We start from the raw sequence: 26,448 nt of genomic DNA, 5'->3' as shown, positions 1-26,448 counted from the left end.
CGTAGCTGAGAAACGTAGCTGAAATCTTGCATGAGATATAGAAACGCACCGCCCCTTCTCTTCAATGGCTCATCTAGATAGAGGAACTAATAATGACAACGTCACGTACTATCGGATTTATTGGCACGGGCATTATGGGTGCGCCGATGGCAGCACGCTTGGCACATGCAGGACACCAAGTGCTTGTCTGGAATCGAACAAAAAGCAAAGCCAACCGTTTAGAGTCGGTGGGTGCCACCATCGTAGAAAAGCCCGAAGAAGCCGTTGCCGAAAGCGATGTCGTTATCGTTATGCTTAGCTCTGGGCCTGTGTGTGATGAAATGCTGTTGGGCCCTAGCGGCCTACTCAATGCCATGCAGCGTGACGCCACACTTATTGTCATGAGTTCAATACCTGTCGAAACCGCTCGCCGTCAAGCAGGAGAAGCCGCCAAGAGCCAGATTAATTACCTTGATGCGCCGGTTTCCGGCGGTGAGCAGGGAGCGATCGACGGCACGCTGGCCATTATGGTGGGTGGCGATGCCGTAAGTTTTAAAGCAGTAGAACCCATTCTCTTATCTCTCGGCAGGCCCGTTCATGTTGGCCCTGCAGGTAGCGGGGAACTTGCTAAGCTCGCCAATCAAATGATTGTGGCCAACACCATTGCTACCGTGGCAGAAGCCATACTATTGGCAGAACAGGGCGGGGCAAACCCCGAGCGAATGCTCAGTGCGCTTGAAGGTGGGTTTGCTGACTCGACCATTTTGCGTATACACGGGCAGCGTATGATTCAGGAAAACTTTACCCCGGGTGGGCCAGCGAAATGGCAATTGAAAGATACCCAGACCGCGATGGCTTTTGCCGACACGCTACATCTTAAGCTACCGATTTCGTCATTGGTCAACACACTTTTTGAAGAGCTCGTCGATCAAGGGGATGGCGAGTTAGACCATAGCGCCTTAATCAATCAACTCAGACGGCGCAATGATTAAGAGAGCCTGACAACAACAAATTTAGGAGAATAAATACAATGAGCCACCATTACGACGTGCAGGACATTACTCAATTCAGCACCGCTTTACTTGTGGCAGCCGGGCTCGAAGAAGAAAAGGCTCAAGCAGTTGCCGAGATACTCGTCGAAGGCGATTTAATGGGACACACGACTCACGGGCTTCAGCTACTATCCCCTTACCTTGGCGAGATTCAGTCTGGCCGGATGCCTGTGTCAGGTGAGTATGAGGTAATCTCCAAACGCGCTGCCGTGCAGACATGGGATGGTCGTTATCTTCCCGGCCCCTGGTTGATCATTAAAGCGATGGAAACCGCCGAATTGATGGCTCGCTCCTGCGGCACAGGGACAGTCGTGATTCGATGCTCAAATCATATCGCCTGCTTGGCAGCCTATCTGAAACGTGCCACTGATCAAGACCTCGTGGTGGTGATCGAATCATCCGATCCGGCGACTAAGTCGGTTGCCCCGTATGGCGGTTTGCAAGCGACCCACACCCCTAACCCTATCGCTGTGGGCTATCCGACGGCTTCAGGCCCGGTTCTGTTAGATGTCAGCACATCCATTACCACTAATGGCATGGTCGGCCGACTTCACAAACAAAACAGCCAACTGCCGTATCCGTGGCTTAAGGATCACCAGGGCAATGCGACCGATCAACCTAGCGTGCTGTTCGATGAGCCTAAGGGGAGCATCATGCCAATTGGTGGGCTTGACCACGGCCACAAGGGATATGCGCTGGGGCTAATGGTGGAAGCCTTAACGTCTGGGCTCGCTGGATTTGGCCGTGTGCAGGCGCCTGCACAATGGGGTGCCTCGGTCATGGTACAGATCATGGATCCCGAAGCCTTTGGTGGGCTTGACGCCTTCAAACGCGAAACTGGCGCTTTGGTGGATGCTTGCCGTAACAATCCTGTTGCGGAAGGTAGCCCTCCAGTACGGATTCCTGGCGAGCGCGGACTTGCCCTCCATAAGCGTTATGCGCAGGAGGGCGTGCCTCTTCCAGACGGTGTTCCCGAAGCTCTAGCCGATTGGTCGGAACGTCTGGGGGTTACTTTCCCTCGGGCACTGCAATAACAGCCGCTCATGCAAAGGTCTAGTGGGCGATATTCAGGTGTGGTGAACCAACTCATCAGAGGCGACTATGAAACAAGAACGCATCGGATTCATTGGGCTCGGCTTAATGGGCAAGGAAATGGCCAGACATATCGTACGTAACGGTTATCCGCTAACGGTGATGGCCCATAGGAATCGATCCCCCCTTGAAGCGCTATGCAAGGAAGGCGCGACAGAAGTTAGCACTCCCGCAGAGATGGCAAGAAATAGTGATATTGTTTTTATCTGCGTAAAGACATCCGAACAGGTCAACGAAATCGTCAGCGGGGCTGACGGTTTAATGGCCGGAAGCCACGAAGGGCTTATTATCGTCGACTGCTCTACAACTCATCCCGAATCAACTGAGCGCCTTGCGAAAAACGTAGAACATCAAGGGGGGGTACTCGTTGACGCGCCTTTAGCACGCACGCCTCGTGAAGCCAGAGATGGACGACTAAATGTCATGGTGGGTGGCGATGCCTCCACAGTGGCGCGTATTACGCCGGTCATGGAAAGTTTCGCAGAAAACATCTTTCATGTGGGTAAGGTTGGTTCAGCGCATAAACTGAAACTGATTAATAATTTTCTCTCGTTAGGGGCTGCTGCCCTAGTCAGTGAGGCGGCCACTATGGCGGCTGGCATGGACGTTTCACAAGACAAACTCCTGGAAATTTGCTCACAAGGGGGAGCCAACAGCGCGATGCTCGCTCCCGTTATGGAGTGGGTACTGCAGAAGGAGTGCACAAAGTTACAGTTCAGTCTTGGTAATGCTGAAAAAGATATGCGCTACCTGACTGAAACGTTAAACGCCTATCAGCTAGCCCCCCATATGCTGCCACCGCTTTGCGAGTTTCTTACGTTAGCTCGAGACGACGTGGGGGAAGATAGTTTCGTTCCCCAAGCGTATGACAGCTGTATAAAACGCAATAAGATCGTATCCGATTAAGGCCACTAAGATAGCTTCTTGGCTACCTCATATTTCCAGATAAAGCCTTCACTCGATAAACGCTTCGGTAGCCTCACGATGACCGTATAGAAACGCATCGGCGACCTGGCGCAGCGGGGCCACATCCACCTCGCTGTGCCCGTTGGCGATCAGCTCGGCAAAGCGCGCATATAAACCTTGATACTCGCGCTCCTCCTCTTCAATGATCAGTTCATCGTCGATGACCAATCGACAGCCGCCCTGGGTGAGACTCAGACGGTTGCCATCGCTGTCGATATGCATATCCCAGGTTGGCGGGCCGCTCTGGAGGAAGTCGAAATCGGCCTCGATCGCCGCGCCTTCTGGATCAATAAAGGATAACTTTGCCGCAATCGGAGTTTGCGCGTTACTCGGTACCAGCAGCCGCGCCCGTTGCAGAAAGAACGGTTGGGGCAGGATTTCAGTCGCAATCGACAGCGCGTTAATACCGGGGTCAAAAACCCCCATGCCACCGGGCTGCCAGATCCACGCCTGGCCTGGATGCCATACCCGCACGTCCTCTTTCCACTCGATCTCAACCCGCTGAACCTGGCGATCGGCTAACCACTGCTGGGCCTGAGCCACGCCGGGGGCAAACCGCGAATGCCAGGCGGCAAATAGGCTAACGCCCTGCTTCTGAGCGCAGGCAATCAAATCCTCCACTTCGCTTAACGTCGCCCCTGGCGGCTTCTCAAGCAGCACGTGCTTGCCACGCATCAGCGCTGCCCGCGCCTGGGAGTAGCGCAGGTGCGTCGGCGTGCAGATTGAGACGGCGGTGATTTCAGGGTGGGCGTCTAGCATCGCTTCCAGGTCTTGATAGGCGGGTAGTTCCGGCAGCGAGGCATGAGGATCCGCCGTGGCGACAAGATGGCAGTTTGGGGTGGCGGCTATGGCAGGAAGGTGCTGGTCTCGGACAATTTTACCCACGCCCACTAGGCCGAACTTAAAGCCAGAGCTAAAGCCAGAGTTGAAGTCAGACATACGCTTGCCTTTGTTTTTAACCATTGAAAATGGGTTCAGGGGGTGGTGTGGGGCAGCTCAACGCTGCGCCCTAATGAGCTAACGCTGTGCTCAAGCCCTAGCGCTGCGGCGGTACCTGCCAACACCGCTTGGGACGCTAAAAACGCCTCCCGGGGGCGGCGCAGCCGGATGCTCTCCATCAGTTGACGGTGACGCTCCAGGCTCTCTTCAGGATCTGGGGCGTTCTCGTTGGACATGGAAATCAGCATGTAGATGGAGGGTCGCAGGATATGCGATAGCTGCGCCCAGACAATATTGTGGGTCGCCTTGAAGATCGCCTCGTGAAAAGCGACATCACACTCACTGTGCAGCCGCCGCTCCTCTTCGCAGGTGGCATTGCGTAGATTCTGCCCTAGCCCTTCAAAGGCTTCTTCGATGGCGACTAAATCACGCGCCTTGGCCCGCTTGGCGGCGGTCATCGCCACATAGGGCTCAACGTCCAGACGGAAGGCAAGAATCTCGCGCTGAATATCCGGGTTGGGGGCAGCGTAGCGGGTCAGCCAGTCAGTCACCTGGGCATCAAGAATATGCCACTCTGAGTATTCGCGCACCTTGGAACCATGACCAGAAATCCGCTCAATAATCCCGGCATCGACCAGTTGGCGAAGATCGCTACGCACCGCTGAGCGATTGATCGCAAAGCGTTCGCATAGATCCATTTCTCGGGGTACTAAGTCACCGGGGTGATAGCGCCCACCAAAGATCTCCTCGGCGAGATGTTCGGCAATACTGGGGCGAGCTACTGGCTTACTAGGAGATGACGTCACTGCGATAAGGCCCTATTTCGATTCCTGTCAATCATACCGTACTTGACCGGTCGACTGTTATCGACGGCGTAGCATCGAGCCCCGCCCGCTGTTTCAGTTCCAGCCGCCGTTCATAGAGGCCTTTAGCACCCAGTGTGCCCAGCACCAGAACGCCGCCAACCATGGCCATTGGCGCGGGCTGTTCGGCCAGAATCCACCAGGCCAACAGCGTGCCTATCACCACTTCCAGCAGTATTAGCAGGCCCACTTCGGCGGAGGGCAGATAGAGCGGCCCACGCTGCAGTAGCGTCACGCCGCAAGGCACAATAATCAGGCAGAGCAGGATAACGACAGCAAGCTGGTTGGCTGCAGGCAGGGTTGGTTCGCTGCCCGCCAGCCAAAACAGCCCTGCGGTGCTACCCACAATAAGGCCGTTGAACACCAGCATCGGGCTCATATCCACCCCCGGCCGCGTACGGCAGAGGGTAAAGTTAATCGCCAGGGTCGTTGCCGCCATCAAAGCGAAAGCGTTTCCGACCCAAGAACCTGCGCCCGCGTCATCGAGGGCGATCATGGCGACACCCACCATGCACAGCAATATCGCTAACCAGGTACGCCTTGGCAGACGCTCCTTGAGGATGATCCAGGAGAGCACGGCAGCGATTAACGGCGAACTGGCCAGTATCATCAGTACGTTGCCCGCCTTGGTGTACTGGTTGCCCAGCACGAAACCGCAGGTGGTCAGGCTGAACAGCAGCGCCACGGCGATACCCGTCCAGCCGCAGCGACGGTAGGCTGCCAGCGTGCCACGGCCATAGCGCATCAGGGCGATCAGTAGAAAACCTAAGCCCGAAAGAAAGCCACGCCACATCAATATCTCGGCATCGGGCAGATCGGCCACTTTAATCAGCAGGGCATCCGGGGCCATGATCAGCGCCCCGCCAGCGGTCAATAGTAGTCCCTGCTGGCGATGCGATAAGGTACTCCAACGACTCATCTTTAGTATTCGCCTCTTCAGTGATTATCCCTGGGCGGATGCTGGCGAGCCACATCGCGGTACTTGGTGGCGGGTTCCAATGTCATACCGCGGTCCAGCGGTTCGACCATGCTGCGCTGGATCTCCTGCCAAGGCGTCTGGTGGCCAGGGTAGCGGTAACCGCCCTGCTGGGCTAAACGCTCCCGGCGGGCTTCCAGTTCACTGGGTTCGATCAGCAGCTGCACCTCACCGCGCTTGAGATCGACCCGCAGACGGTCGCCACTCTCCAGCAGCGCCAAGCCACCCCCGGTAGCGGCTTCCGGGGAGGCATTGAGAATCGACGGTGAGCCGGAAGTACCCGACTGGCGACCATCGCCCAGGCACGGCAGCGATTCGATGCCCTGTTTGATCAGCGCCTCCGGCGGCTGCATATTAACCACTTCGGCACCGCCAGGATGCCCTACCGGCCCTGCACCGCGCATTACCAGGATGGTGCGTGCATCAATGTTCAGCGCTGGGTCATCAATACGGGCGTGGTAATCCTCGGAGCCATCGAATACCACCACCTTGCCCTCAAAGGCTTCCGGGTCATTGGGGTCATTCAGGAAGCGTTCGCGGAAATCCCGCGAGATCACGCTGGTTTTCATCAGCGCCGAGTCGAATAGATTGCCCTTGAGATTGAGGAAGCCCGCATGATCCACCAACGGGTCGCTATAGCGACAAATCACATCAGTGTCTTGAGTTTCACGGCCCTGCAAATTATCGCCGATGGAGCGGCCATTGACCGTTAGCGCCTCGCCGTGCAGCTTACCGGCAGTGTGTAGCTCATGGAGGATCGCGGGCACACCACCGGCGCGGTAGAACTCTTCGCACAGGAAAGCACCGGCAGGCATTACGTTGGCCAGCAGTGGAATTTCATGGCCCAGGCGCTGCCAGTCATCGTTATCCAGCTCGATGCCTGCATGGCGGGCAATCGCATTGATATGTACCGGCGCATTGGATGAACCGCCCAGTGCCGAGCACGCCACGATGGCGTTCTCAAACGCTTCCCGGGTCAGAATATCCAGCGGGCGCAGGTCTTCCCACACCATATCGACAATCCGCGTACCCGTGTCGTAGGCCACCATTGCGCGCTCTTTATAGGGCGCAGGAATCACCGCCGACCCCGGCAGGCTCATGCCCAGGACTTCCGCCATGGAATTCATGGTAGAGGCGGTGCCCATGGTGTTGCAGTGGCCTATCGAAGGCGCTGAGTCGCTGGCGCGGGAAAGGAACTCTGCGTAGTCGATATCCCCAGCTGCCAGCCGCTTGCGAAGCTCCCAGATAATCGTGCCTGAGCCCACCCGCTCGGCGCCACGCCAGCCGTTAAGCATCGGACCACCGGAGAGCACAATGGCCGGAATATTCACCGTTGCCGCGGCCATCAGCGCAGCCGGGGTGGTTTTATCACAGCCGGTGGTCAATACCACGCCATCTAGCGGGTAGCCATGGAGCACTTCCACGATGCCCAAGTAAGCGAGGTTCCGATCCAGCGCAGCAGTGGGTCGGCGCACGTTCTCATGAATAGGATGCATGGGAAATTCAAACGGCACGCCACCTGCGGCGCGAATTCCGTCTTTAACCCGCTTGACCAAGTCAATGTGGTGGCGGTTGCACGGGGTTAAATCAGAGCCCGACTGGCAAATACCAATGATCGGCTTACCGCTGGTCAGCTCATCCAGAGTAATACCGTAATTGAGGTAACGCTCAATACATAGCGCCGTGGTTCCGGGGTGATCAGGGTTATCGAACCAGTAGCGTGAACGCAACTGCTCAGGAGTTATTCGCTGAAAATTGGCCATGGTTCCGCTCCACGCCTAAAGTAAATATACAAGTCGGCAGGCGCGCTTTAGGCACTCAAACTGCCCACCAACACTAACGATGAAGAAAGCTTCCTAAAATGTAGGGAAGAGTTGCCATGACGGTACGCGTTCTTACCCGCGGCGTCGATACATACAAAAGTATATGTTGAACATATACCAAAAACGTTAGACATTCACCTAAGGGAGCGGCACTTACACCTCTATAAGCGAGTGCCGCTTACACACAACAACAATCAACCACGCTGCAGCTCGCTAGGAATATCCCCTTAGCGTAGCGACCTGCAGCACGCCAGGAGAGTGACGACTATGCACCATCTTTGGAAACGCACCCTATTAATGACCGGCGCTACACTGCTCAGCTCAGGCATTGCCTACGCGCAAACGCCTGACCTTTCCGATCCGCCAGAGATAGAGGGCGGCACCGTGGGTGACCACGGCAGCGTCACTCTGCGCATGGGATTGGGCTTGGCGGAAAGCTCGCCTCAATATATCTCTAGCCAATACTTTGCGGATATTCTCGACCAGCGCAGCGAAGGGCGTATCAGCGTTAATATCTTTCCCAACAGCCAGCTTGGCGATGACGTGCAGATGATGGAAATGCTGCAAACCGGTACGCTGGATATGACCTACCCTTCCTCTTCACCCGCCACAGGTTATGTCGAGGAGCTGGCAGTCTTTGACCTTCCTTTCCTACTGCCTACTCGGGAAGCGGCTATAAAGGCCATGCGTAGCGATGCTGCCCAGGAGATGCTTGATGCCTTCGATGGCACTGGTCTAAAAGCCCTGGCATTCTCTGAAAACGGCTTCCGCCAGCTCTCCAATAGTGCTCGTGAAGTCGCTTCACCAGAAGATGTGGCGGGCCTGGACGTTCGTGGCTTGTCTATTCGCACCATGGAGAACCCAGTGCACCTGGCGATTTGGGAAGCGCTGGGCGCCAACCCGACCCCGATGGCATTTGGTGAACTCTTCTCCGCCATGGAACAAGGCGTTGTCGATGGCCAGGAAAACCCTTGGAGCACCATCCTGACCTCCAACTTCTATGAGGTGCAGGATTACGGCTCCGAAACCCGTCACGTTTATACACCCTTCATCAAGATGATCTCTCAGCGTACCTGGGATCGCCTCGATCCAGAGTATCAGGAACTTGTTCAGGAAGCCGCGCTGCAAGCAGCGGATTACGAAATCCAGCTTTCCAGCGAGTACGACGACTGGGCACGGGATCAGCTTGAAGAGCGCGGCATGCAAATTACCCGTCTTAATGACGAGCAGATTGCCGCTTTCCAGGAAGCCGTGCAGCCGGTTTACGAAGAGTGGGCACCACGCATCGGCGAAGATCTCGTGACTGAATTCCAAGAGATTGCTGAATCGACAATGACCGAGTGATCCCATCCCTGCCGCCGAATAAAAAAGGCGGCAGGATTAATTGGGTAGCATGAGAATTAAGAAGCGTCCGAGAGGCGCTTTTTAAGCTGCATATAGGTGCCGTAGTGACGGTCTAGGTGGCGCCGCATGGCTGCTTCGGCCGCATCTGGGTCACGAGACTCTATCGCTGCGATGATTTCGGTATGCGCAGCGGTAGCCGCTTTGTCTTCGTCCTTCTGTTGCAGCACCAGCGCGCGGCGATCGTCCAACCACTCAGAGAGCGCCACATGGATAGCATCGAAAATGGGGTTACGACCAATGCTGGCCAACACGCCATGGAAGTCATTATCAGAACGTTTAAAGCGTGCTTCATCACCTATTGCATCGCGATTATCCGCTAATGCATCGCGCAGCCTCGCTAGATCCTCTTCACTGGCATTACGCGCCGCGTAGCGAGCCAAAGATATCTCGAACATGGCCCGCGCTTCCTGGAAATACTGTTGACCATCGGGCTTAGAAAGCAGCTGTCGGGTTACCCCAGAAAGCCTGGCCATCACCGCCTCAGCGGTGGGACGAATTACCCTGGCGCGGGTACCGCTGTTGATGGCGATAAGTCCTAGCTGTTGCAGGTGGAACAGTGCTTCACGCACCGCGGGTCTGCCAACACCAAACTGCTCCATCAACTCCCTCTCTGAAGGCAGTTGATCGTTTTCACTCAGCCGCCCCTCGAGAATCTCCGCCTCAAGCTGCTCAGCGACCTGTTCCGATAGCGTTTTACGCTCGATCCGGTATCTGCTCATAGGCAGTCACCCCTGGTTAACCTGGAATTTTCCGCCATTTTACTGCATTTCTGGTCATTATCCTTCAAACCAGCCGAGAGAGCGGCGCTATTTGGTACTGCTCGGCAATCTCGGCATAGGCGATTTGATTGGCAGAATCGAGCGGAATGCCTTCGGCGTCGCGCTGGGCCTGGCAGCGCCATTCGCGATCCCCAGGTGCCATTACCTGGGTATTGGGTGCAGCAGGCTGGGCGCGTAGGTCGGCTAGATACTCGGCCATTCCTTGCGCAAAAGTGCCTGCATCCACAAACGCATCCGGTTGCATGACCAGGAAGAAGTGCCCTACACCGCGTGGCGTCGCCATGTCTGGCCCACCCATGGGCAGCAGCTTAAAGCCATGCTGCATACCCGACAGCATCGAACTCAGAACCTCAACCATGCCACCCAACCCCGCGCCCTTGAAGCCGAAGCCGCTACCACCCAGTGGTAACAGTGCGGCCACTTCACCAGGAACGCGGCTTACCTGCCCGGCAGCATCCGCCGCGACCTGGTCTGGCAGTTCACGCCCAATCGCCCCGTACTGCTGCACGCGATTCCAGGGCACCGAGCTGGTCGCCATATCCAGCAGGTAAGGCGACTCGCCCGCCACCGGCGCCGCAAAGGCGATGGGGTTGGTACCGTGAAAGGGTTTGGCGCCCTCATGCAACAGCACGAAAGGATCCGAATTGCAGAACGCCATGCCGAGATAACCGCGCTCAGCCGCTGCCAACGCATAGCACCCCGCCGCACCGAAGTGCGACGAGTTGCCCACCGCGACGGCGCCCATCCCCACCGTCTCGGCCATCGCCATGGCGTGCTCCATGGCGGTATAACCTGCAAGGTGCCCCAACCCGTCGTCAGCATCCAGAAAACCGGTCGCCGCCAGGCGCTGGTGGAACTGCATGTCGGGCGCGCCGTTGATCCGCCCGCCCTTGAGCGCCTGCAGATAGTGGGGCAGCAGACGCAGGCCATGGCTGTCGGTGCCCATACGTGAGGCGGTAATCAGCGCGCGAGTGACCGCGTTTGCTGATGCCTGATCAGCACCTGCCGCCTTCAGAACGGCTTGCATGAAGCGGGCAAGGTCTTCGCGAGCGACGCGAAAATTTGACGACGTATCTCTCATTAATCGATAGCTCCTGGTTTCAGTCGGGCTACTGGCTGACCATTGGCCAGCCCCGGTAATGCTTAACGATAAATCAGTGTTGGCAGCCACAGCGAGATAGCTGGAATGAAGGTAACCAATAGCAATGCGATGACCAGCGGCACCAGGAACGGCAGCGTGCCACGCATGCATTTCTCGAAGGAAATTCCGGACACTCGCGACAGTACATACAGCACCATGCCTACCGGCGGCGTTAACAAGCCGATCATCAGGTTTAGCACCATGATCACGCCAAAGTGCACCGGATCGACACCCGCAGTAATGGCCACCGGCAACAATACCGGCACCAGGATGGTGATCGCCGCGATGGTCTCCATAAAACAGCCCACCAGAATCAGCACCAGGTTGATGATGATCAGCGTGGCTATGGGGTTATCGGCAAATGGCCCGAGCAGGGTCACAACATGCTGCGTGACTTGGTTGCTGGTCAGGATCCAGGCAAATATCGAGGCACCAGCGACGATCAGCAGGATCACGGCAGTGGTTTCAATAGTTTCCATGCTCACCTTGAGCAGGCGGCGCCAGGTCAGGCTACGATAAACCACTCCCCCCAGCACCAAGGCGTAGACCACCGCAGCAATCGCCGCTTCGGTAGGAGTGAAGGCCCCCGACATTATGCCGCCGACGATGATGACCGGTGTTAAGAGTGACAGGAAGGCGCGCTTGAACGTATGACCAAGCACCGGAAACGAGAACACCGCATCGCGGGTATAGCCGCGCCGCCGTGAAATGATCGTGATCATGACCATGAGTACCAGCCCCATTAACAGGCCCGGTACCAGGCCGGCGACGAACAACTGGCCGACCGACACCGAGGCCATTACACCGTAGATAACCATCGGCAGACTCGGCGGAATAATCGGGCCAATGGTCGAAGATGCCGCGGTGATACCCACCGAGAACTCCTCGTCGTAACCGGCATCTTTCATGGCCTTGATTTCAATGGTACCTAGCCCCCCTGCATCGGCGACTGCGGCTCCTGACATGCCGGAAAAAACAATGCTGGCGCCTACATTGACGTGCCCCAGACCGCCACGCATCCAGCCCATCAATGCCTTGGCAAAGTCAAATATCCGCACGGTAATACCACCATTGTTCATTAGGTTACCGGCGAGTATAAAAAACGGAATCGCCAACAGGGGAAAGCTGTCGACGCCGTTGATCATGCGATGCATCACGACAACATCGGGTACTCTGCCGGTCAGCAGCACATACAGCAGGCACGAGCCGGCAAGACTAATGGCGATCGGCACCCCCATCACCAGCAGGGTAAAGAGCGCCGCAAACAGGAACAGTAAATAGTGCTGGGTGGCGGCCAATGCGATACAGCCGAGTATCGCGACAGCCGCGACCAATGGCGGTACTATCGCACCGCCGCGCCTCACAGCCAGAATGTTGGGCATTGGGGTGATCTCCGAGAGAGTAGCGTGTTGGCGTGTTGTTATTGGGTATTGAGCAGTTCACTGGTGCCCGAGCGCCAGTGACGAATAGCCACCTCCACCCCTCTCACCAGCATGATGATAAAGCCCACCATCACCAAGTAGTAAAGCCAGCTTTTAGGGATATCCACCGAGGTCATCATGGCACTGGTACGATCAGCCAGTTTGAAGGTGATCCAGGCCATGCTGGCGAAGAAGGCAATATTGATCAGGTCTACCAGCGTCGACATCACGCGCCCCAGCCACCCCGGCATGTAGCGATAGAAAAATTCCACTGCGATATGCGATCCCTTTCGCACGGCCATGGTGCTGCCCATAAAGCCCACCATAACCAATAGATAGCGCGCCATCTCCTCCGTCCAGGCGATGGAATTACCCAGCACATAGCGGCTGAAAAACTGCATAAAGACATCCAGTGCCAGTAGCCAGAAGATCCCAAGCGTCAGGAAATCCTCCAGGGCATAGTCGTGAATGTTGAAGGAATCATCGTCGAGACCTGCAAGGCTGGTCTCGTCAGTAGAGTCAGTTTGGCTCATGGAAGGCTCCCGCTTCGCCCCACCCGAGGCTTGGGCGGGGCGAGTCTTGGTCTACGAAAAAAACGATCCCGGAAACGTACGGATTCTGGAAAACTCAGGCCTCACGGCATTACCGTCCGATAGTCTGATTACTGGCCGATAGCCTGCAGACGATCATAGGTTTCCTGATCCCAAGTCGCCGCTTCACCGTTATGGGCAGGAATCGTGGCTTCGCGGAAGGGTTCTATATCGACTTCGTTGACGGTCACACCCTGCTCTTCGAACCAAGCCACCAGCTCTTCCTCGGATTTCAAGATATCTTGAGTGATGCGCTCGCCGGCTTCGGTGTAGACCTCACGGAAAACCTCACGATCCTCCTCGGAGAGGCGATTCCACAATGGGCCACCGGCGATGGTGATTAGCGAATCGGTGATATGCCCGGTCAGATTGATATAGTCCTGCACCTCATGAAACGCTTTGGCGCGAATGGTCGGCAGTGGGTTTTCTTGAGCATCCACCACACCTTGCTGCAGCGCCAGATAAACCTCGGAGAATGCGATCGGAGTGGGGTTGGCGCCCACCGCTTCGGGGAACATCATGTACATTGGCGCATTGGGCGTACGAATTTTCAGGTCTTGCATGTCCTCCGGCGTATTGATCGGTTTGTTGGAGGTTACATGGCGACGCCCGTAGTAGTTCATGGCCAGCGGTACGTTACCGGTTTCATCCTGGTAGCCCTGGGCGATTTCTTTGAACAGGTCGCTATCGGCATAGGCCTGCCAATGGTCAAAATCGCGGAACATATAGGGCGCGCCAGCGATACCCACCGGGCCATAGAAACGACCGGCAAATTGGTTGCCGGTGTAGATCAGATCAACCGTGCCAAGCTGTAGGCCTTCGTTGATGTCCGACTCCTTACCCAGTGACGACGCCGGGTGGACACTGATCGAATAACGGCCATCAGTACGCTCCTCGATTTCATCTGCCGCCCACAGTGCCCACTCGTGGTAGGGCTCGGATGTCTCATAGACGTGAGCAAAGGTGAGTTCTTCTTGCGCATGCACAGCACCGGTCACTGAGAGACCACCGGCGATAAGCGTAGCGGTCAGCAGGCGGGCCATCTTAAGCGAGTGTTGGCGTTTGTGACTCATCGTGTACTCCTCACAACCATTGGATTTGTTGTTGGATAGTGTGATTTGCTGCTATTTATTGTGATGTATTTGGTTATTTTTTAAGCGGCGGCAACCAACGTAACCGATCATAGTGCTATATACGTGTCATACCACCAGCTTCAAACTTAGTTGGCTGCCCGCAATCGCGCAACTATCCAGGTAACGATTTTAGTAGTGCCTATGATGATTCAAGCCGTGGAGCGAACTGATGGTATAAGCGCACCAGCAGTTGAGGATCGCCAAAGCCACCTGCTTTAGTCATCACTCGCTTTCGCCTATCGCCATCCATACTCCCTAGTGCCACCCCGGGTGACCACTCCGTCTCGACAGAGATATAACTCACCCCCAGTTGGGTCAATACGGCCATGGCGATATCCCCGCCGGTTAAAAATAGCAAACACGGATCATCGTCCCGCCAGGCAGACGTAAGGTCGGCCACTTTGGAAGCCATCGACTCGGCGACTTGGTTTGCCGTGCATTCCTCACTCTCTCCGGGCACGACCACATAGGTCCCTAAGGCCGGGCTACTATTACAAGGTGTAGCAGAGGGCTCGGTACACGCTTTAATCACGGCCAAACCGGGCACGTATTGTCGCAACTGTTGGAGCTGTTCGGCAGCACGAGGGCTTCTAGAACCGATGGCATAAAGCACTGTATTTACGCTATTCAACGCTCGAAATGGTGCATCAGGCCGCCCGAAAAAACGCTGGGCGATAGCCGTTGCCAGCCCCGCAGCCCCCGCCATTGCTCGGCGGCAGCCAGCACTCGACACGAGCTGATAGAGCGCAGCAAGCTCCTCGTCGCTTTGGGCATCGGCGATACAGTCCCCGTTAGGGAGTTGAACGCCCTGACCAGAGCGATAGCGCTGCAGCGGTTGTCCGCTGACGGAAAATGCCTGATCAATGGGGCCGATCAGGGGCGTTGAGAGGGCATCCTGTTGGTAGGTGGTATCAGCCAGTGGAATGCCGTCCACCCACACTTCGGCATTACGCACTGTTCGCCCCTGGGCCGGTACCGCGGGAGCCAGCAGCAGGGGAAAGCCAAGCGCTTCCCGCAGTGCCGTGCACTCTGCGACTACTTGGCCACGCAGGGTTGAATCGACTTTCTTGAACCACTCCTGCGGCGCGACTCGCGTGAGCAAACGCACTGCTTCGCTTACCCGAAGCGCCGCCTCCTCAGATTGCAGATGGCGAGACTGGGTATTCACGGCGATGACCTCTGGCCACTGACCTTGCCATGCCTCTAGCGTTGTCGCTAATGCCTCCAGGCTAATCACCACGCGGACATCTGCGCCTCGCGCGGCAAAGGGTGCTGAAGTGTCCAGCGCGCCCGAAAGATCATCGGCAATAATCGCCAATCGGCAGCCGCTCATGCCTTGGCGCCACTGGCTAACCGTCGCGCATAGGCAATCGCTGATCCCATGTTGGTGGCATCGGCTTTGCCCTGCCAGGCAATATCAAAAGCAGTGCCGTGATCCACCGAGGTGCGCTGAAGCGGCAAGCCAAGGCTGACATTGACCGTGGTATCAAAAGCAATCAGTTTGACGGGGATATGGCCCTGGTCGTGATACTGGGCAATAACCAAATCGAACTCGCCTTTCGAAGCGCGGTAAAACACCGTATCCGCAGAGATCGGCCCGCTCACATCAAAACCCCGTTCCCGCAAGCGTTCCACCGCTGGGGCGATACAGCGACTATCTTCGTCGCCAAAAATCCCTCCTTCACCGCAGTGCGGATTAAGGCCTGCCACGGCAATGCGCGGAGCCTTCATGCCCAACGCGAGCAAGTGCGCGTGTCCTGCTTCAACGGTGGCAATGATGCGTTCAGGGGTCACTCGGTCGATCGCATCACGTAGCGACACGTGGGTGGATACATGTAGCGTCGAGAGCGTCTCAGATGCCAGCAGCATAAACGACGAGGGCGCACCGGTCAGCGATGCCAGCATCCCGGTGTGGCCATCGTAATGGTGCCCGGCTTCATGCAACGCCGCCTTGTTCAGCGGGGCGGTGACAATCACCTGCGCCCGCCCCGCCTGCACCAATTCCACGGCTTTATGAACGCAGCGAAACGCCATATCACCCGCACCGGCGCTAATTTGACCATCAGCAATCTCAACGCCTTTCGGCACCTCGACCACACCGACCGCCACACAATCCTTATCGCTCTCTACCTGCTCCAATGGCACGAACTCAAGCACAACACCAACACTTGCCGCCGCACGGCGATAAATAGCCGGGTCACCGATGACCATCGCCGTGGCACGTTCGGTGGCGGACATAGCACTCAGCGCGCGGCAAATAATCTCAGGGCCGATGCCAGCAGGGTCGCCCATGGTGATCGCAATTTCATAACAGCGTGGGGAGCTATTCATGGCATTAACTGCCCGCCGTTGACCTCAATGATTTGACCAGTGACATAGCTACTGAGCGTATCGGTCGCCAGAAAAACGTACGCACCCACGCACTCTTCCGCCGTGCCCAAACGCCCCATGGGAATCGATGCCCGAGCTGCGTTTAGATGAGCATCGCTTGAGTGGCGCTCATGAAAATCGGTCGCAATCGTACCGGGGGCCACAGCATTCACGCGGATATTATCCCCGGCAAGTTCCTTGGCCATATTTCGCGTTATCGTGCTCACAAAACCTTTTGCTGAGGCGTATAGGCCAGCGCCTCCCCCGCCACCATTACGTGCGGCAATCGAGGTAGTGTGAATAATATTGCCGCCACCTGCGCGACGAAAATGCGGTAGCGCCGCCCGGCTAGCCATAATCACTGAACGGACATTGAGATCCATGACCCGGTCATATTGGTCATCGTCCATCTCACCTAAGCCAACCCGGCCCAGCATGTCCCCCGCGTTATTGATCAACAGGTCTAAACCGCCCAGACGCTCGGCGGCATCGTCGACGAGTTTTTGGGTCTCGCTGGTGTGGCTGACGTCTGCTTTAACGGTAAAGGCTTCCCCACCCGCATCGCGAATCGCCTTAGCCACTGCTTCAGCGGGCGCTTCACTGTTGTGATAGTGCACCGCTACGTGCGCTCCCAGCGCCCCCAATTGCTTCGCCACAGCCGCGCCAATGCCACGGCTAGCACCGGTGATAAGTACTCGCTTACCGTTCCACTCGTCTAACATGAAATTCTCCTTAACACTTTTGCTTTTATTGTGAGAGCCACACTTAGCGAAACCGTCGTCCTCTAGATAGATTTAACTATCGACCCGAAATGGAGCGGTGCGCTAAAGTAAGCAATGAACTGGCATACCTGTCATACAAATCGACATCTATAACATGATAGGCGATGGCGTGTTTAGCGCCAGTCGCCTCCCACTGCTAACGATTAAAACTAATTCTAAGAGCGAATGGAGAAGTACATGAATCCACTTTCATCGACGGACACACTTCCCGCCGACCGGGGTAACGCGCTGCTGGTTGGCCGCGTTTGGCTGGAGGGCAGCCATCCTGGCCCCGCGCTAGTGACCGTCAACAACGGTCAGGTGATCGACATTACCGCCTATGGGCCCACCATGGCTGACCTGCTGGAACGCGACGACCTACAAGCGGTAGTACAGCGAGCGGAAGGCCCCAACCTAGGTAGTGTCGAGGCACTGCTGGAAAACTCTCAGTTACCCCAACCACAAGCGCCCTACCTGCTAGCCCCCTGCGATGTTCAGGCCGTTAAAGCCTGTGGCGTCACCTTTGCTGTGAGTTTGTTAGAGCGAGTGATCGAAGAGCAAGCGGGCGGCGACCCTGCACGAGCGGTGGAGCTGCGCAACGACCTGCAGGCACTGATCGGCACCGACCTTTCCAAGATTGCGCCGGGTTCTGAAGAGGCGATGTCGCTAAAAAAAGCGCTTCAGGCGCGCGGTGGGTGGTCGCAATATATGGAAGTTGGCATCGGCCCCGACGCGGAGGTATTTACCAAAGCCCAGCCGCTCTCCTCGGTAGGTTTTGGCACCCCGGTAGGTTTACACCCATCATCTCAATGGAATAACCCCGAGCCAGAAATTGTCCTGGCAGTCGATAGCCGTGGTCAGGTGCGTGGCGCGACCTTAGGCAACGACGTCAACTTGCGCGACGTGGAGGGGCGCAGCGCACTGTTACTCGGCAAGGCAAAAGATAACAATGCCTCCTGTTCCATTGGCCCGTTTATTCGCCTGTTTGATGACCACTTCGATATCGACAGCGTGCGCAACTGCCAGGTATCGCTGCGTATTGAGGGGGAGGATGACGACTTCCTGCTCCAGGGCGAGAGCGATATGCGCGAGATCAGCCGCGACCCGCTGGACTTGGTAAGCCAAACCATCGGCGACCACCACCAATATCCGGATGGTTTTATGCTGTTCCTCGGCACCATGTTTTCTCCCATTCAGGATCGCGACGGGGAAGGCCAGGGTTTTACCCATCATCTGGGTGATCGCGTCACCATCGCCACCCCCGCCCTGGGCGCCCTGGTCAACCAGGTAGGCAGAAGCGATCAATTACCGCCCTGGACCTACGGTATTCGCGAACTGATGCGCCACTTAGCGCGCCGCTGATTCTAACAATCAATACGCCACTCATATCACAGCCTAGGAGCGCACAATGACAACCATCACTCGCGTCGAGATCCAGGATATTCGTTTTCCCACCTCGCGTTCTCTGGATGGCTCGGATGCCATGAATGCCGCGCCGGACTACTCCGCCGCCTACGTCATCCTGCACACCGATGACAGCAGCCCCGAGGGGCACGGCTTAACTTTTACCATTGGCCGCGGCAACGAGATTGTGGTTACCGGTTTGCACTCACTAGCGCCGCTGATTGAAGGTCGCTCGCTGGCCTCTATTACCGACAATATGGGCACCTTCTGGCGGGAAATTACCGGCGACAGCCAGTTGCGTTGGATTGGCCCCGATAAAGGCGCAATTCACCTAGCCACCGCCGCCATCGTCAACGCCGTGTGGGATATGTGGGCGAAAAACGAAGGTAAGCCGGTGTGGAAGCTGCTGGTGGATATGACCCCGGAACAGCTGGTGCGCTGCCTTGATTTCCGTTTCGTCACCGACGCGCTAACGCCGGAAGAAGCGATCTGTCTGCTGCGCCGTCAGGCCTCCGGCAAAGAAACCCGCGAAGCCGAAATGCGCCACGATGGCTACCCCGCCTACACTACTTCAGCGGGCTGGCTGGGTTACAGCGACGAGAAAGTGCGCGGTCTGGCGCGTGAAGCGCTGGCTGAAGGCTGGACTCATTTCAAACAGAAGATTGGCGGCGACATTGAAGAGGATGCCCGCCGAGCGGCGCTGCTACGCGAAGAGATCGGTTGGGACAACGTGCTGATGATGGACGCCAACCAGGTGTGGGAAGTCGACGAGACGATCACCAAGATGCGTCGGCTGGCCGAATTTGACCCGCTATGGATAGAAGAGCCCACCAGCCCTGACGACATTCTCGGCCACGCCGAAATCCGCCACCGGGTTGCGCCTATCGGCGTCGCCACTGGCGAGCACTGTCACAATAAAGTGATGTTCAAGCAGTTCTTCCAGGCGGATGCCATCGACTATTGCCAGCTCGATGCGGCACGTTTGGGCGGGCTTAACGAAGTGATTTTAGTAACGCTGATGGCCGCCAAGTTCGGCGTGCCGATTTGCCCCCACGGCGGTGGCGTCGGGCTGTGTGAGTACACCCAGCATATCTCCCTATTCGACTATATCGCGGTATCCGGCAGCCTTGAAGGTCGCGTGCTTGAGTATGTGGATCACTTGCACGAACACTTTATCGACCCAGTAGTAATCAACCGTGGCCGCTATCAAGTGCCTGAAGCGCCAGGTTACAGTATCGCCATGCACGCAGAATCCCAAGCACAGCACCGCTTCCCCGAGGGCGCGGCCTGGCAGGAAGAGAATGAATGACAGACACCACCTCCTTTCTAAATGAGCTAATCAGCCTGCTCGGCGAGCGAGGCCTGCTGCGCGAACCAGACGCCATAGCGCGCTACGTTAGCGACTGGGCGGGGGATACGCTGGGCACACCGCTGGCGGTGGCCCGTCCGGCTAACACGGAAGAAGTCGCCGAGGTGGTAAAGCGCTGCTACGCCCAAGGAATCGCGATGACGCCCCAGGGCGGCCATAGCGGTCTGGTGGCGGGCGCCTTGCCCGCTGCCAATGATCAGGAGTTGGTGATCAGTCTTGAGCGCTTAAATAGCGTGCGCGCCATTGATCCGATTAACTTCACCATTACCGTAGACGCTGGCTGCATCCTTGAGAACGTCAAGCTGGCAGCTTTTGATCATGACTGTGACTTTCCGCTCTCGCTGGGCGCCCAAGGCAGTTGTCAGATTGGTGGCAATATTGCCACCAATGCGGGCGGACTTAACGTACTCCGCTACGGCATGATGCGCGAGCTGGTGCTGGGGCTTGAAGTGGTGCTGCCCGATGGGCGCGTCTGGGAAAGCCTGAATGCGCTGCACAAGGACAACCGTGGTTACGACCTTCAGCAATTGTTTCTGGGTAGTGAAGGTACGCTGGGTATTGTTACGGGCGCAGTGTTAAAGCTTTCACCACGCACTACCCAGAACCGGACTGCTCTACTGGGCCTACCCTCCATCCAGGCGGTCATCGACCTGTATGGTCTGGCGCGCCGGGAGTGCTGCGACCTGCTGACGGCTTTTGAGCTGATTCCTCGCCGCTGTATCGAGCTGGCGATTGAAGCAACGCCAGAGCTGCGTGACCCGCTTGAAGACGCGTACCCCTGGTACGTGCTGATGGAAGTCGCGGCCACGGGGCCAGTGGATCTGGGTTCGATGTTGGAAGCGCTGCTGGAAACCGGCATGGAGCGCGAGCTGGTGCTGGATGGCGCGCTGGCTTCCAGCGACACCCAATCCGCCCAGCTATGGCAGTTCCGCGAAAGCATGCTGGAAGGCCAGCGGCGGCGCGGAGAGCACCTGCGTACCGATATCTCGGTGCCCATCTCGGCGATACCCGACTTCGTTACCCGGGCAAGCGAGGTGGTGATGGTAGCATCACCCGAGTGCGAAATTATTGCCTACGGGCATGTGGGCGACGGCAATCTGCACTTCAACATTCTACCGCCCACGGCAATGGCGGATAGCGATAAGAAAGCCCACCTGCACGACCTGGAGGAGCGGCTGTTTGAGGTACTTGACGGTTTCAACGGCAGCATCAGCGCCGAGCACGGCATTGGCCGCACCAAGCAGGCACCCTACCTGGCACGGCTATCGCCTGTTGAGCGGGAACTGGTCAGCGGCGTTAAGGCGCTGTTCGACCCCAAGGGGTTGATGAATCCAGGCAGGATCTTGCCTGCCGTAGAGTAACCCCGACGCTTTGTTCATTCGTGCCTGAACCGCTCCGCCAGACCGCGCAGGGCATTGGCATAGAGCAGGGCATCGATACCCACCCCAACAAAGGTGCAGCCCGCAGCAAGATAGCCGCGGGCTGCCTGCTCATCCACCGTCACGATACCTGCGGCCTTTCCTGCCGCACGTATTGTGGTGATGGCATCGTTAATCGCCGCGGTGACGTCAGGATGACTGGCGTTGCCCAGGTGCCCCATTGAGGCCGATAAATCCGCCGGGCCAATGAACACCCCATCGACACCTTCTACTGCGGCGATTGCCTCCAGATTGGCAAGTGCTTGGGGGCTCTCTACCTGCAGCATTAGGCAGATTTCGTCATCGGCGCGGGAGAGGTAGTCTTCTGCCTGCCCCCAGCGCGAGGCGCGTGCCAGCACATGACCAACACCGCGACTACCGCGGGGTGGATAGCGTGTGGCCGCCACCAGCTGGGCAGCCTGCTCAGCCGTTTCCACCATGGGGATTAACAGGTTCTGAACGCCAATATCCAGGTAGCGCTTGATCAGCACCGTATCCCCGGTGGGCGGGCGCACCACCGGGTGGCTGTCATAGGGGGCCAATGCCTGTAGTTGGGCAAGCAGGCTCGATACATCGTTGGGAGCATGCTCGGCGTCAAGCAGCAGCCAGTCGAATCCTGCCGTGGCGGCAATCTCCGCGGTGTAGGCGCTCGCCAAGCCGAGCCAAATCCCCGTTTGGGGCTGTCCCGCCAGCAGTTGCTGCTTAAACGTGTTGTGCGGCATTTTCATTCGCTTTCCTTTTACATCAATACCCCATAACGTCTGGCAGCCAGGTAGCCAGCCCCGGCACGGCGATGAGCAGTAGAATGGTAGCGATAATCGGCAGTAAGAACGGCATGATCGCTGTGACGACCTGGCCGTAGCGCAACCGTGTGATCCCCACCATCAGGAACAACACGGTGCCAAAGGGCGGGGTAATAACCCCTACTGAAAGCGTGATCACCATCACAATACCGAAATGCACGGGGTCTAATCCGGCACTTAGCGCCGCGGGAACCACAATCGGGGTAAAAATCAGGATGCTTTCAATCACCGACATAAAGCAGCCGATAAGCAGGAAGAACAGCGCAAAGCAGAGCAACAGCAGGATCGTTGGCATATCGATGCTGGCCACCTGCCCCGCCAACGCCTGAGGGATCCCCATACGCACCAGGATCCAGCCATAAAAGCTGGAGACCGCAATAATCAGCAGGATCACTGCACTGAACATCAGGGTACGGCGGAAAGCGTTATAGAGGTCTCGCCAGTTCAAGTCACGGTAGATCAGCCCGCCTAGAATTACCGCGTAGAGCGAGGCAATAGCACCCGCCTCGGTGGGTGTGAAGAAACCACCCCAAATACCACCGACGATAATCGCCGGCATCATTAATGGCAAGATGGCACGCCTACCGGTGCGGGCGACTTCGCAGGCATCAAAGGGTGTGGGCTTGGGCATCACCACCTTGCCACTGGCAGCCAGTAGCACGGTCATCCCCATCAGCAGCAGCGCCATCAAAATACCCGGCAGTAGCCCCGCCATAAACAGCCCGCCAATGCTCACATTGGCTAACCAGCCGTACACAACCAAGGCAATACTGGGCGGCAGAATCGGCCCAATAACGCTGGAAGCAGCGGTAACACCGGTGGAGTAATCCAGCGCATAGCCACGCTCTTTCATGGCTTTGATTTCAATGCTGCCAAGCCCTGCGGCATCGGCAACGGCAGTGCCTGACATAGTGGCAAAAATGGAGCTGGCCACCACATTCGCGTGACCCAGGCCGCCCTTGGTAAAGCCCACCAGCGCGGTGGCGAAGTCGAAAATACGCGTGGTGGTGGAGCCAATATTCATGATGTTGGCGGCCAGAATAAACAACGGTATCGCCAGCAGGGTAAAGTTATTGAGCGTTTGCACCATGCGCAGCGGCAGTAACTCAACGGGCAGCCCACCGGTACCAGTAGCCACCAGGGCGATAAAGGAGGTCACGCCAATGGCGACCACCACAGGCAAACCAATGGCCATCAGTACTAACAGGCCACCGACGAAAATCAGTAGTTCGGTCATGGTTGAGAAGCCTCCTCTTCATGGGACGTTTCCAACCACGCCACCGGGCCGCGCAAAGTTTGCCAAAGGGCAATCAGCGCCATGCCCACAAAGCTGAAAAAGATGCCGTAATAGAGATAGCTGAAGCTGATACTTAACGAGACGGTTTTATTGTTGGCGCTCATGTCCGACATGATCCATGCACCCCAAGCAGCAAGGGCAAAAAAAACGCAGGAAACCAGTGCAGTAAACCGATACTGAATATTCTTACCCAGCCCGGAAAGCTTGTGGCTAAACAGATCGACCACCAGGTGTTCACTGCGCACCCACGCCGATAGCGAGCCAAAGCCAATCGCGTAGATGGCCAACATAGACGCTACTTCTTCGGTCCAGGGCATGCCCAGCCCCAACAAGTCGCGGGCAATGACCGCCGCCACGATCAATAGCAGGATGGCCGCCATTAACGCCACGCCTACCCCATCGCACAGGCGGGTGACGCCGCGCAGCGTATAGAAAGCGATTCGATCCGGCCCTTGGCTGGGCGCTACAGCGTCTTCCACAGCAGAACTCCTTACCCTGACGTCTTTTTTTGGTTATGAAAACTTATTTGTCATGAAAAACTGGCTTGTCTTGTAAAACTGGCTTGTCTTGTAAAACAGCGACGGCCCAATGGGCCGCCGCTGTTTTTGCCAAAGGTGTGTTACTCGCTCTGGTTACCCAGGGCATCTTCACGAACACCGTCGGCCATTTCGGCCATGACACGATCAATCGCCGGTAATGCGGCTTCGCGGAAAGCGGCAATATCAGGCTCAATAACCGTCATGCCTTCGTCCTGCAGTGCTTCCAGGTAGTACTCATCGAGTTCGCGCTCACGCTCGGTACCGTGCTGACGCGCCACATGAATGGCCTCTTCGATCAGTTCCTGATCCTCGGCTTCAAGACCTTCCCACCAGCGCGCACTCGCCACCCAGTTCCACGGGAACTGCACATGGCTGGTCATGATGAGATGATCCTGCACTTCCCACAGGCGGCGGGTATAGGGCGATGAGAGCGAGTTCTCGTGACCATCAACCTGCCCCGTTTGCATGGCAAGGTAAATTTCGGGAGCGGGCACATTGACGACCTGGGCGCCGATCTCTTCCCACACTTCCATCCATACTGGCAGCGCAGGAAGGCGCATGCGGAAACCATCAAGATCTTCCGGGGTTTCGATGGCTTTATTGGCGGTCATGTGGCGCGGGCCGCGGTGCTGGGTGCCGAAGTATTTAAGGCCGCCCTGACTCTCCGCCTTTTCAATCAACGCCTGGCCGGAGGGGCTCTCCATATAGGCATCGACTTCGTCCCAGGTTGAGAACACAAAGGGCACAGTAATGGCATCGTATTCAGGCGCGTACTGCTGGCGCCAGTTACCGCCAGTGATAGAGAGCTGGGTTTGACCAAGGTTCAGTAGTTCCAAAACGGCATTTTCGCCGCCCAATGAACCCGCCAGGAAGGGACGAACATCGAAACGACCCGGTGCCTGTTCTTCTAAGTACTCAGCAAAGCGCTCCACCGCTGCGCTTTCCGAACCGCCCTCACTCATGGTGTTGTTAACTTGGATTTCGATAGGATTCGCCAAGACGAACGGCGCCGTCGTTAGCATGCCTAGGGTAGCCAGCGTGGCAAGCAGTTGTTTCCGCATGGGATAGACTCTCTACGGTTGTCGTTATTGGGTGTGGTTCTTGTAACTTTCAGGTAACGCTTACGTGATCTTGAAACATGCATCCCAAGGGCTCAAATCGACGTTCAAGAAGGCTGACTTCGTAAAACACGATGGCTAGAAACGCTGCTATAACGGGCTTTTAAATCCATTCCATCACGGCCGTACGACCAAAGATGAATACCGAGCTCCTTTAATCAACCACTGTTTAGCTTGCTTTAGGCCATTGAAAGGGTAGCTATTGGAGCTTTGCTTTCTCAAACCACGAAGCCATAAGGAGAATTTCTTGAGCTATTGCTCATCCTCTTTCTGGGTAAGGTGATCCACCAAATGCCGGGCAGTCACATGCAACGAGGCATAGCGACGCATGCCAATCACCAGTTCGCGCTGAGCCCATGGATCGCTAAGCGGGATACTTTTAAGCTGTAAGTCTCCCAGATCACGATAGATGGTTTGCTCAGGCAGTACGCCAACACCCATACCATGGTGGATCATGCGGCAAATGGCATCGAAGCTGCGTACCTGAATACGCATTCGCAGCGCTTTACCCGCTAGGTTAGCCTGCTCGTTCAACAGCGACTGCAGCGAGGCATCCTGCTGCAAGCCGATAAAATCGAAAGCTAGCGCTTCATTAAAGGCGATTCTTTCACGCCCAGCCAAAGGATGATCGATAGGAGTCATTAACACGAGTCGATCTTGTCGATAGGAGAGCTGTTGAAGGTCGGGCGCCGCGACATGTCCAGCAAAGATACCGATATCGGTCAGTCCGTCGCGAACGGCAGCGATAATTTCGCTGCTGACCCGCTCTTGAAGATCAATTTTAATTTCAGGGTAGAGGCGTGAGAAGGCGCTGAGATCCTGGGGAAGAAAGGCAATGATCGCCGAAGTATTGGAGTGGATACGCACATGGCCGCGGACGCCTTCGCCATACTCGCTGAGCTCGGCCTGCAGGCGCTCAATGTTATCCATAATACGGCGGGCATGGTGCAAAAACGCCTGACCTGCGGGAGTCAGTTCTACACCTCTGGGGCGACGATAGAGCAGCGTGGTGCCGACCAACGTTTCCAGGTCACTTATGCGTTTGCTCACCGCGGCGAGAGCTAAGTGTTCACGCTCCGCCGCCGCCGTCAGACGCCCCTCATCCGCCACGGAGATAAACAGTTTAAGGGTGACAAAATCAAAGCGGCGCATCCTACGAACTCCTTGAAAGCAAGCTCCCTATGGTAGCCCACACCTTCGCCAGCCACGAA

Annotated in this window: 24 protein-coding genes; 7 read left to right on the top strand and 17 right to left on the bottom strand. The window is 56.8% G+C overall.

The genetic code is table 11. The features are described 5' to 3' along the window. The first annotated feature begins 92 nt into the window (after window positions 1-92). The 3 genes from HALTITAN_RS14040 (at window position 93) to HALTITAN_RS14030 (ending at window position 3,029) form a co-directional block, all read left to right on the top strand. Window positions 93-971 (top strand): NAD(P)-dependent oxidoreductase, encoded by an 879-nt coding sequence (locus HALTITAN_RS14040; protein WP_009287500.1) that lies wholly within the window; start codon window positions 93-95, stop codon window positions 969-971. A gap of 38 nt (window positions 972-1,009) precedes the next feature. After that, window positions 1,010-2,065 (top strand): Ldh family oxidoreductase, encoded by a 1,056-nt coding sequence (locus tag HALTITAN_RS14035; RefSeq protein WP_009287499.1) that lies wholly within the window; start codon window positions 1,010-1,012, stop codon window positions 2,063-2,065. A gap of 67 nt (window positions 2,066-2,132) precedes the next feature. Further along, the gene (locus tag HALTITAN_RS14030) at window positions 2,133-3,029 is read left to right on the top strand and encodes an NAD(P)-dependent oxidoreductase (protein ID WP_009287498.1); all 897 of its coding nucleotides are present in this window, start codon (window positions 2,133-2,135) and stop codon (window positions 3,027-3,029) included. Window positions 3,030-3,077: 48 nt separating this feature from the next. On the opposite strand, the gene HALTITAN_RS14025 is transcribed toward HALTITAN_RS14030, so the two are convergent. The 4 genes from HALTITAN_RS14025 to HALTITAN_RS14010 are packed head-to-tail and all read right to left on the bottom strand — an operon-like array spanning window position 3,078 to window position 7,630. Then, window positions 3,078-4,028: a Gfo/Idh/MocA family protein gene (locus tag HALTITAN_RS14025; RefSeq protein WP_051052052.1), complete on the bottom strand. Its 951-nt coding sequence runs from the start codon at window positions 4,026-4,028 to the stop codon at window positions 3,078-3,080. A 35-nt stretch (window positions 4,029-4,063) separates the two neighbouring features. Next, a complete protein-coding gene (locus HALTITAN_RS14020) occupies window positions 4,064-4,834 on the bottom strand; it encodes a FadR/GntR family transcriptional regulator (RefSeq protein WP_027956964.1) in 771 nt (256 codons plus the stop codon). A 31-nt stretch (window positions 4,835-4,865) separates the two neighbouring features. Then, complete coding sequence (locus HALTITAN_RS14015; RefSeq protein ID WP_009287497.1) at window positions 4,866-5,810, bottom strand: DMT family transporter; 945 nt, start codon at window positions 5,808-5,810, stop codon at window positions 4,866-4,868. A gap of 17 nt (window positions 5,811-5,827) precedes the next feature. Next, the gene (locus tag HALTITAN_RS14010; RefSeq protein WP_009287496.1) at window positions 5,828-7,630 is read right to left on the bottom strand and encodes an IlvD/Edd family dehydratase; all 1,803 of its coding nucleotides are present in this window, start codon (window positions 7,628-7,630) and stop codon (window positions 5,828-5,830) included. A 327-nt stretch (window positions 7,631-7,957) separates the two neighbouring features. On the opposite strand from HALTITAN_RS14010, the gene HALTITAN_RS14005 reads away from it, so the two are divergent. Then, window positions 7,958-9,034: a TRAP transporter substrate-binding protein gene (locus HALTITAN_RS14005; protein ID WP_022521914.1), complete on the top strand. Its 1,077-nt coding sequence runs from the start codon at window positions 7,958-7,960 to the stop codon at window positions 9,032-9,034. 56 nt (window positions 9,035-9,090) lie between these two features. Here the strand turns inward: HALTITAN_RS14005 and nanR are convergent, their stop codons facing one another. The 8 genes from nanR to HALTITAN_RS13965 form a co-directional block, all read right to left on the bottom strand. Next, on the bottom strand, window positions 9,091-9,813 hold the full coding sequence (nanR, locus tag HALTITAN_RS14000) for a transcriptional regulator NanR (RefSeq protein WP_022521913.1): 723 nt from the start codon (window positions 9,811-9,813) through the stop codon (window positions 9,091-9,093). Between the two features lie 64 nt (window positions 9,814-9,877). Further along, window positions 9,878-10,954 (bottom strand): Ldh family oxidoreductase, encoded by a 1,077-nt coding sequence (locus tag HALTITAN_RS13995; RefSeq protein ID WP_027956966.1) that lies wholly within the window; start codon window positions 10,952-10,954, stop codon window positions 9,878-9,880. 62 nt (window positions 10,955-11,016) lie between these two features. Then, window positions 11,017-12,396 (bottom strand): TRAP transporter large permease, encoded by a 1,380-nt coding sequence (locus HALTITAN_RS13990; RefSeq protein ID WP_027956967.1) that lies wholly within the window; start codon window positions 12,394-12,396, stop codon window positions 11,017-11,019. A 38-nt stretch (window positions 12,397-12,434) separates the two neighbouring features. After that, window positions 12,435-12,968 (bottom strand): TRAP transporter small permease, encoded by a 534-nt coding sequence (locus HALTITAN_RS13985; RefSeq protein ID WP_009287494.1) that lies wholly within the window; start codon window positions 12,966-12,968, stop codon window positions 12,435-12,437. Between the two features lie 128 nt (window positions 12,969-13,096). Continuing rightward, entirely contained in the window at window positions 13,097-14,098 is a 1,002-nt protein-coding gene (locus HALTITAN_RS13980; protein ID WP_009287493.1) for a sialic acid TRAP transporter substrate-binding protein SiaP, read from the bottom strand. A gap of 199 nt (window positions 14,099-14,297) precedes the next feature. Further along, on the bottom strand, window positions 14,298-15,491 hold the full coding sequence (locus tag HALTITAN_RS13975) for a four-carbon acid sugar kinase family protein (protein ID WP_009287492.1): 1,194 nt from the start codon (window positions 15,489-15,491) through the stop codon (window positions 14,298-14,300). Continuing rightward, window positions 15,488-16,489, bottom strand: a complete 1,002-nt coding sequence (gene pdxA, locus HALTITAN_RS13970) for a 4-hydroxythreonine-4-phosphate dehydrogenase PdxA (protein ID WP_009287491.1) — start codon at window positions 16,487-16,489, stop codon at window positions 15,488-15,490. The genes HALTITAN_RS13975 and pdxA overlap by 4 nt, the downstream gene beginning before the upstream one ends. Continuing rightward, window positions 16,486-17,250, bottom strand: a complete 765-nt coding sequence (locus HALTITAN_RS13965; RefSeq protein ID WP_039859515.1) for an SDR family NAD(P)-dependent oxidoreductase — start codon at window positions 17,248-17,250, stop codon at window positions 16,486-16,488. The genes pdxA and HALTITAN_RS13965 overlap by 4 nt, the downstream gene beginning before the upstream one ends. A 237-nt stretch (window positions 17,251-17,487) precedes the next feature. Between HALTITAN_RS13965 and HALTITAN_RS13960 the strand changes: the two genes are divergently transcribed. The 3 genes from HALTITAN_RS13960 to HALTITAN_RS13950 are packed head-to-tail and all read left to right on the top strand — an operon-like array spanning window position 17,488 to window position 21,423. Then, window positions 17,488-18,651, top strand: a complete 1,164-nt coding sequence (locus tag HALTITAN_RS13960; protein ID WP_039859513.1) for a fumarylacetoacetate hydrolase family protein — start codon at window positions 17,488-17,490, stop codon at window positions 18,649-18,651. A 46-nt stretch (window positions 18,652-18,697) separates the two neighbouring features. After that, window positions 18,698-20,002, top strand: a complete 1,305-nt coding sequence (locus tag HALTITAN_RS13955) for an L-fuconate dehydratase (RefSeq protein ID WP_009287490.1) — start codon at window positions 18,698-18,700, stop codon at window positions 20,000-20,002. Continuing rightward, window positions 19,999-21,423 carry an FAD-binding oxidoreductase gene (locus HALTITAN_RS13950; protein ID WP_009287489.1) on the top strand — a complete coding sequence of 475 codons (1,425 nt, stop codon included), beginning with the start codon at window positions 19,999-20,001 and terminating at the stop codon, window positions 21,421-21,423. The genes HALTITAN_RS13955 and HALTITAN_RS13950 overlap by 4 nt, the downstream gene beginning before the upstream one ends. Window positions 21,424-21,437: 14 nt before the next feature. Here the strand turns inward: HALTITAN_RS13950 and hpaI are convergent, their stop codons facing one another. The 5 genes from hpaI to HALTITAN_RS13925 form a co-directional block, all read right to left on the bottom strand. Beyond that, on the bottom strand, window positions 21,438-22,208 hold the full coding sequence (gene hpaI / locus HALTITAN_RS13945) for a 4-hydroxy-2-oxoheptanedioate aldolase (protein ID WP_009287488.1): 771 nt from the start codon (window positions 22,206-22,208) through the stop codon (window positions 21,438-21,440). Window positions 22,209-22,224: 16 nt separating this feature from the next. Beyond that, window positions 22,225-23,520: a TRAP transporter large permease gene (locus HALTITAN_RS13940; protein ID WP_009287487.1), complete on the bottom strand. Its 1,296-nt coding sequence runs from the start codon at window positions 23,518-23,520 to the stop codon at window positions 22,225-22,227. Then, on the bottom strand, window positions 23,517-24,059 hold the full coding sequence (locus tag HALTITAN_RS13935) for a TRAP transporter small permease (protein ID WP_009287486.1): 543 nt from the start codon (window positions 24,057-24,059) through the stop codon (window positions 23,517-23,519). Before HALTITAN_RS13935 ends, HALTITAN_RS13940 begins: the two co-directional genes overlap by 4 nt. 140 nt (window positions 24,060-24,199) lie before the next feature. Continuing rightward, window positions 24,200-25,180, bottom strand: a complete 981-nt coding sequence (locus tag HALTITAN_RS13930) for a TRAP transporter substrate-binding protein (RefSeq protein ID WP_009287485.1) — start codon at window positions 25,178-25,180, stop codon at window positions 24,200-24,202. Window positions 25,181-25,489: 309 nt separating this feature from the next. Then, on the bottom strand, window positions 25,490-26,389 hold the full coding sequence (locus HALTITAN_RS13925) for a LysR family transcriptional regulator (RefSeq protein WP_009287484.1): 900 nt from the start codon (window positions 26,387-26,389) through the stop codon (window positions 25,490-25,492). Between the last annotated feature and the right edge of the window lie 59 nt (window positions 26,390-26,448).

The sequence above is a fragment of the Vreelandella titanicae BH1 genome, assembly GCF_000336575.1.
In the GTDB taxonomy this organism is placed as follows: Bacteria; Pseudomonadota; Gammaproteobacteria; order Pseudomonadales; family Halomonadaceae; genus Vreelandella; species Vreelandella titanicae.
This window is presented reverse-complemented; position numbering and strand designations above follow the sequence as displayed.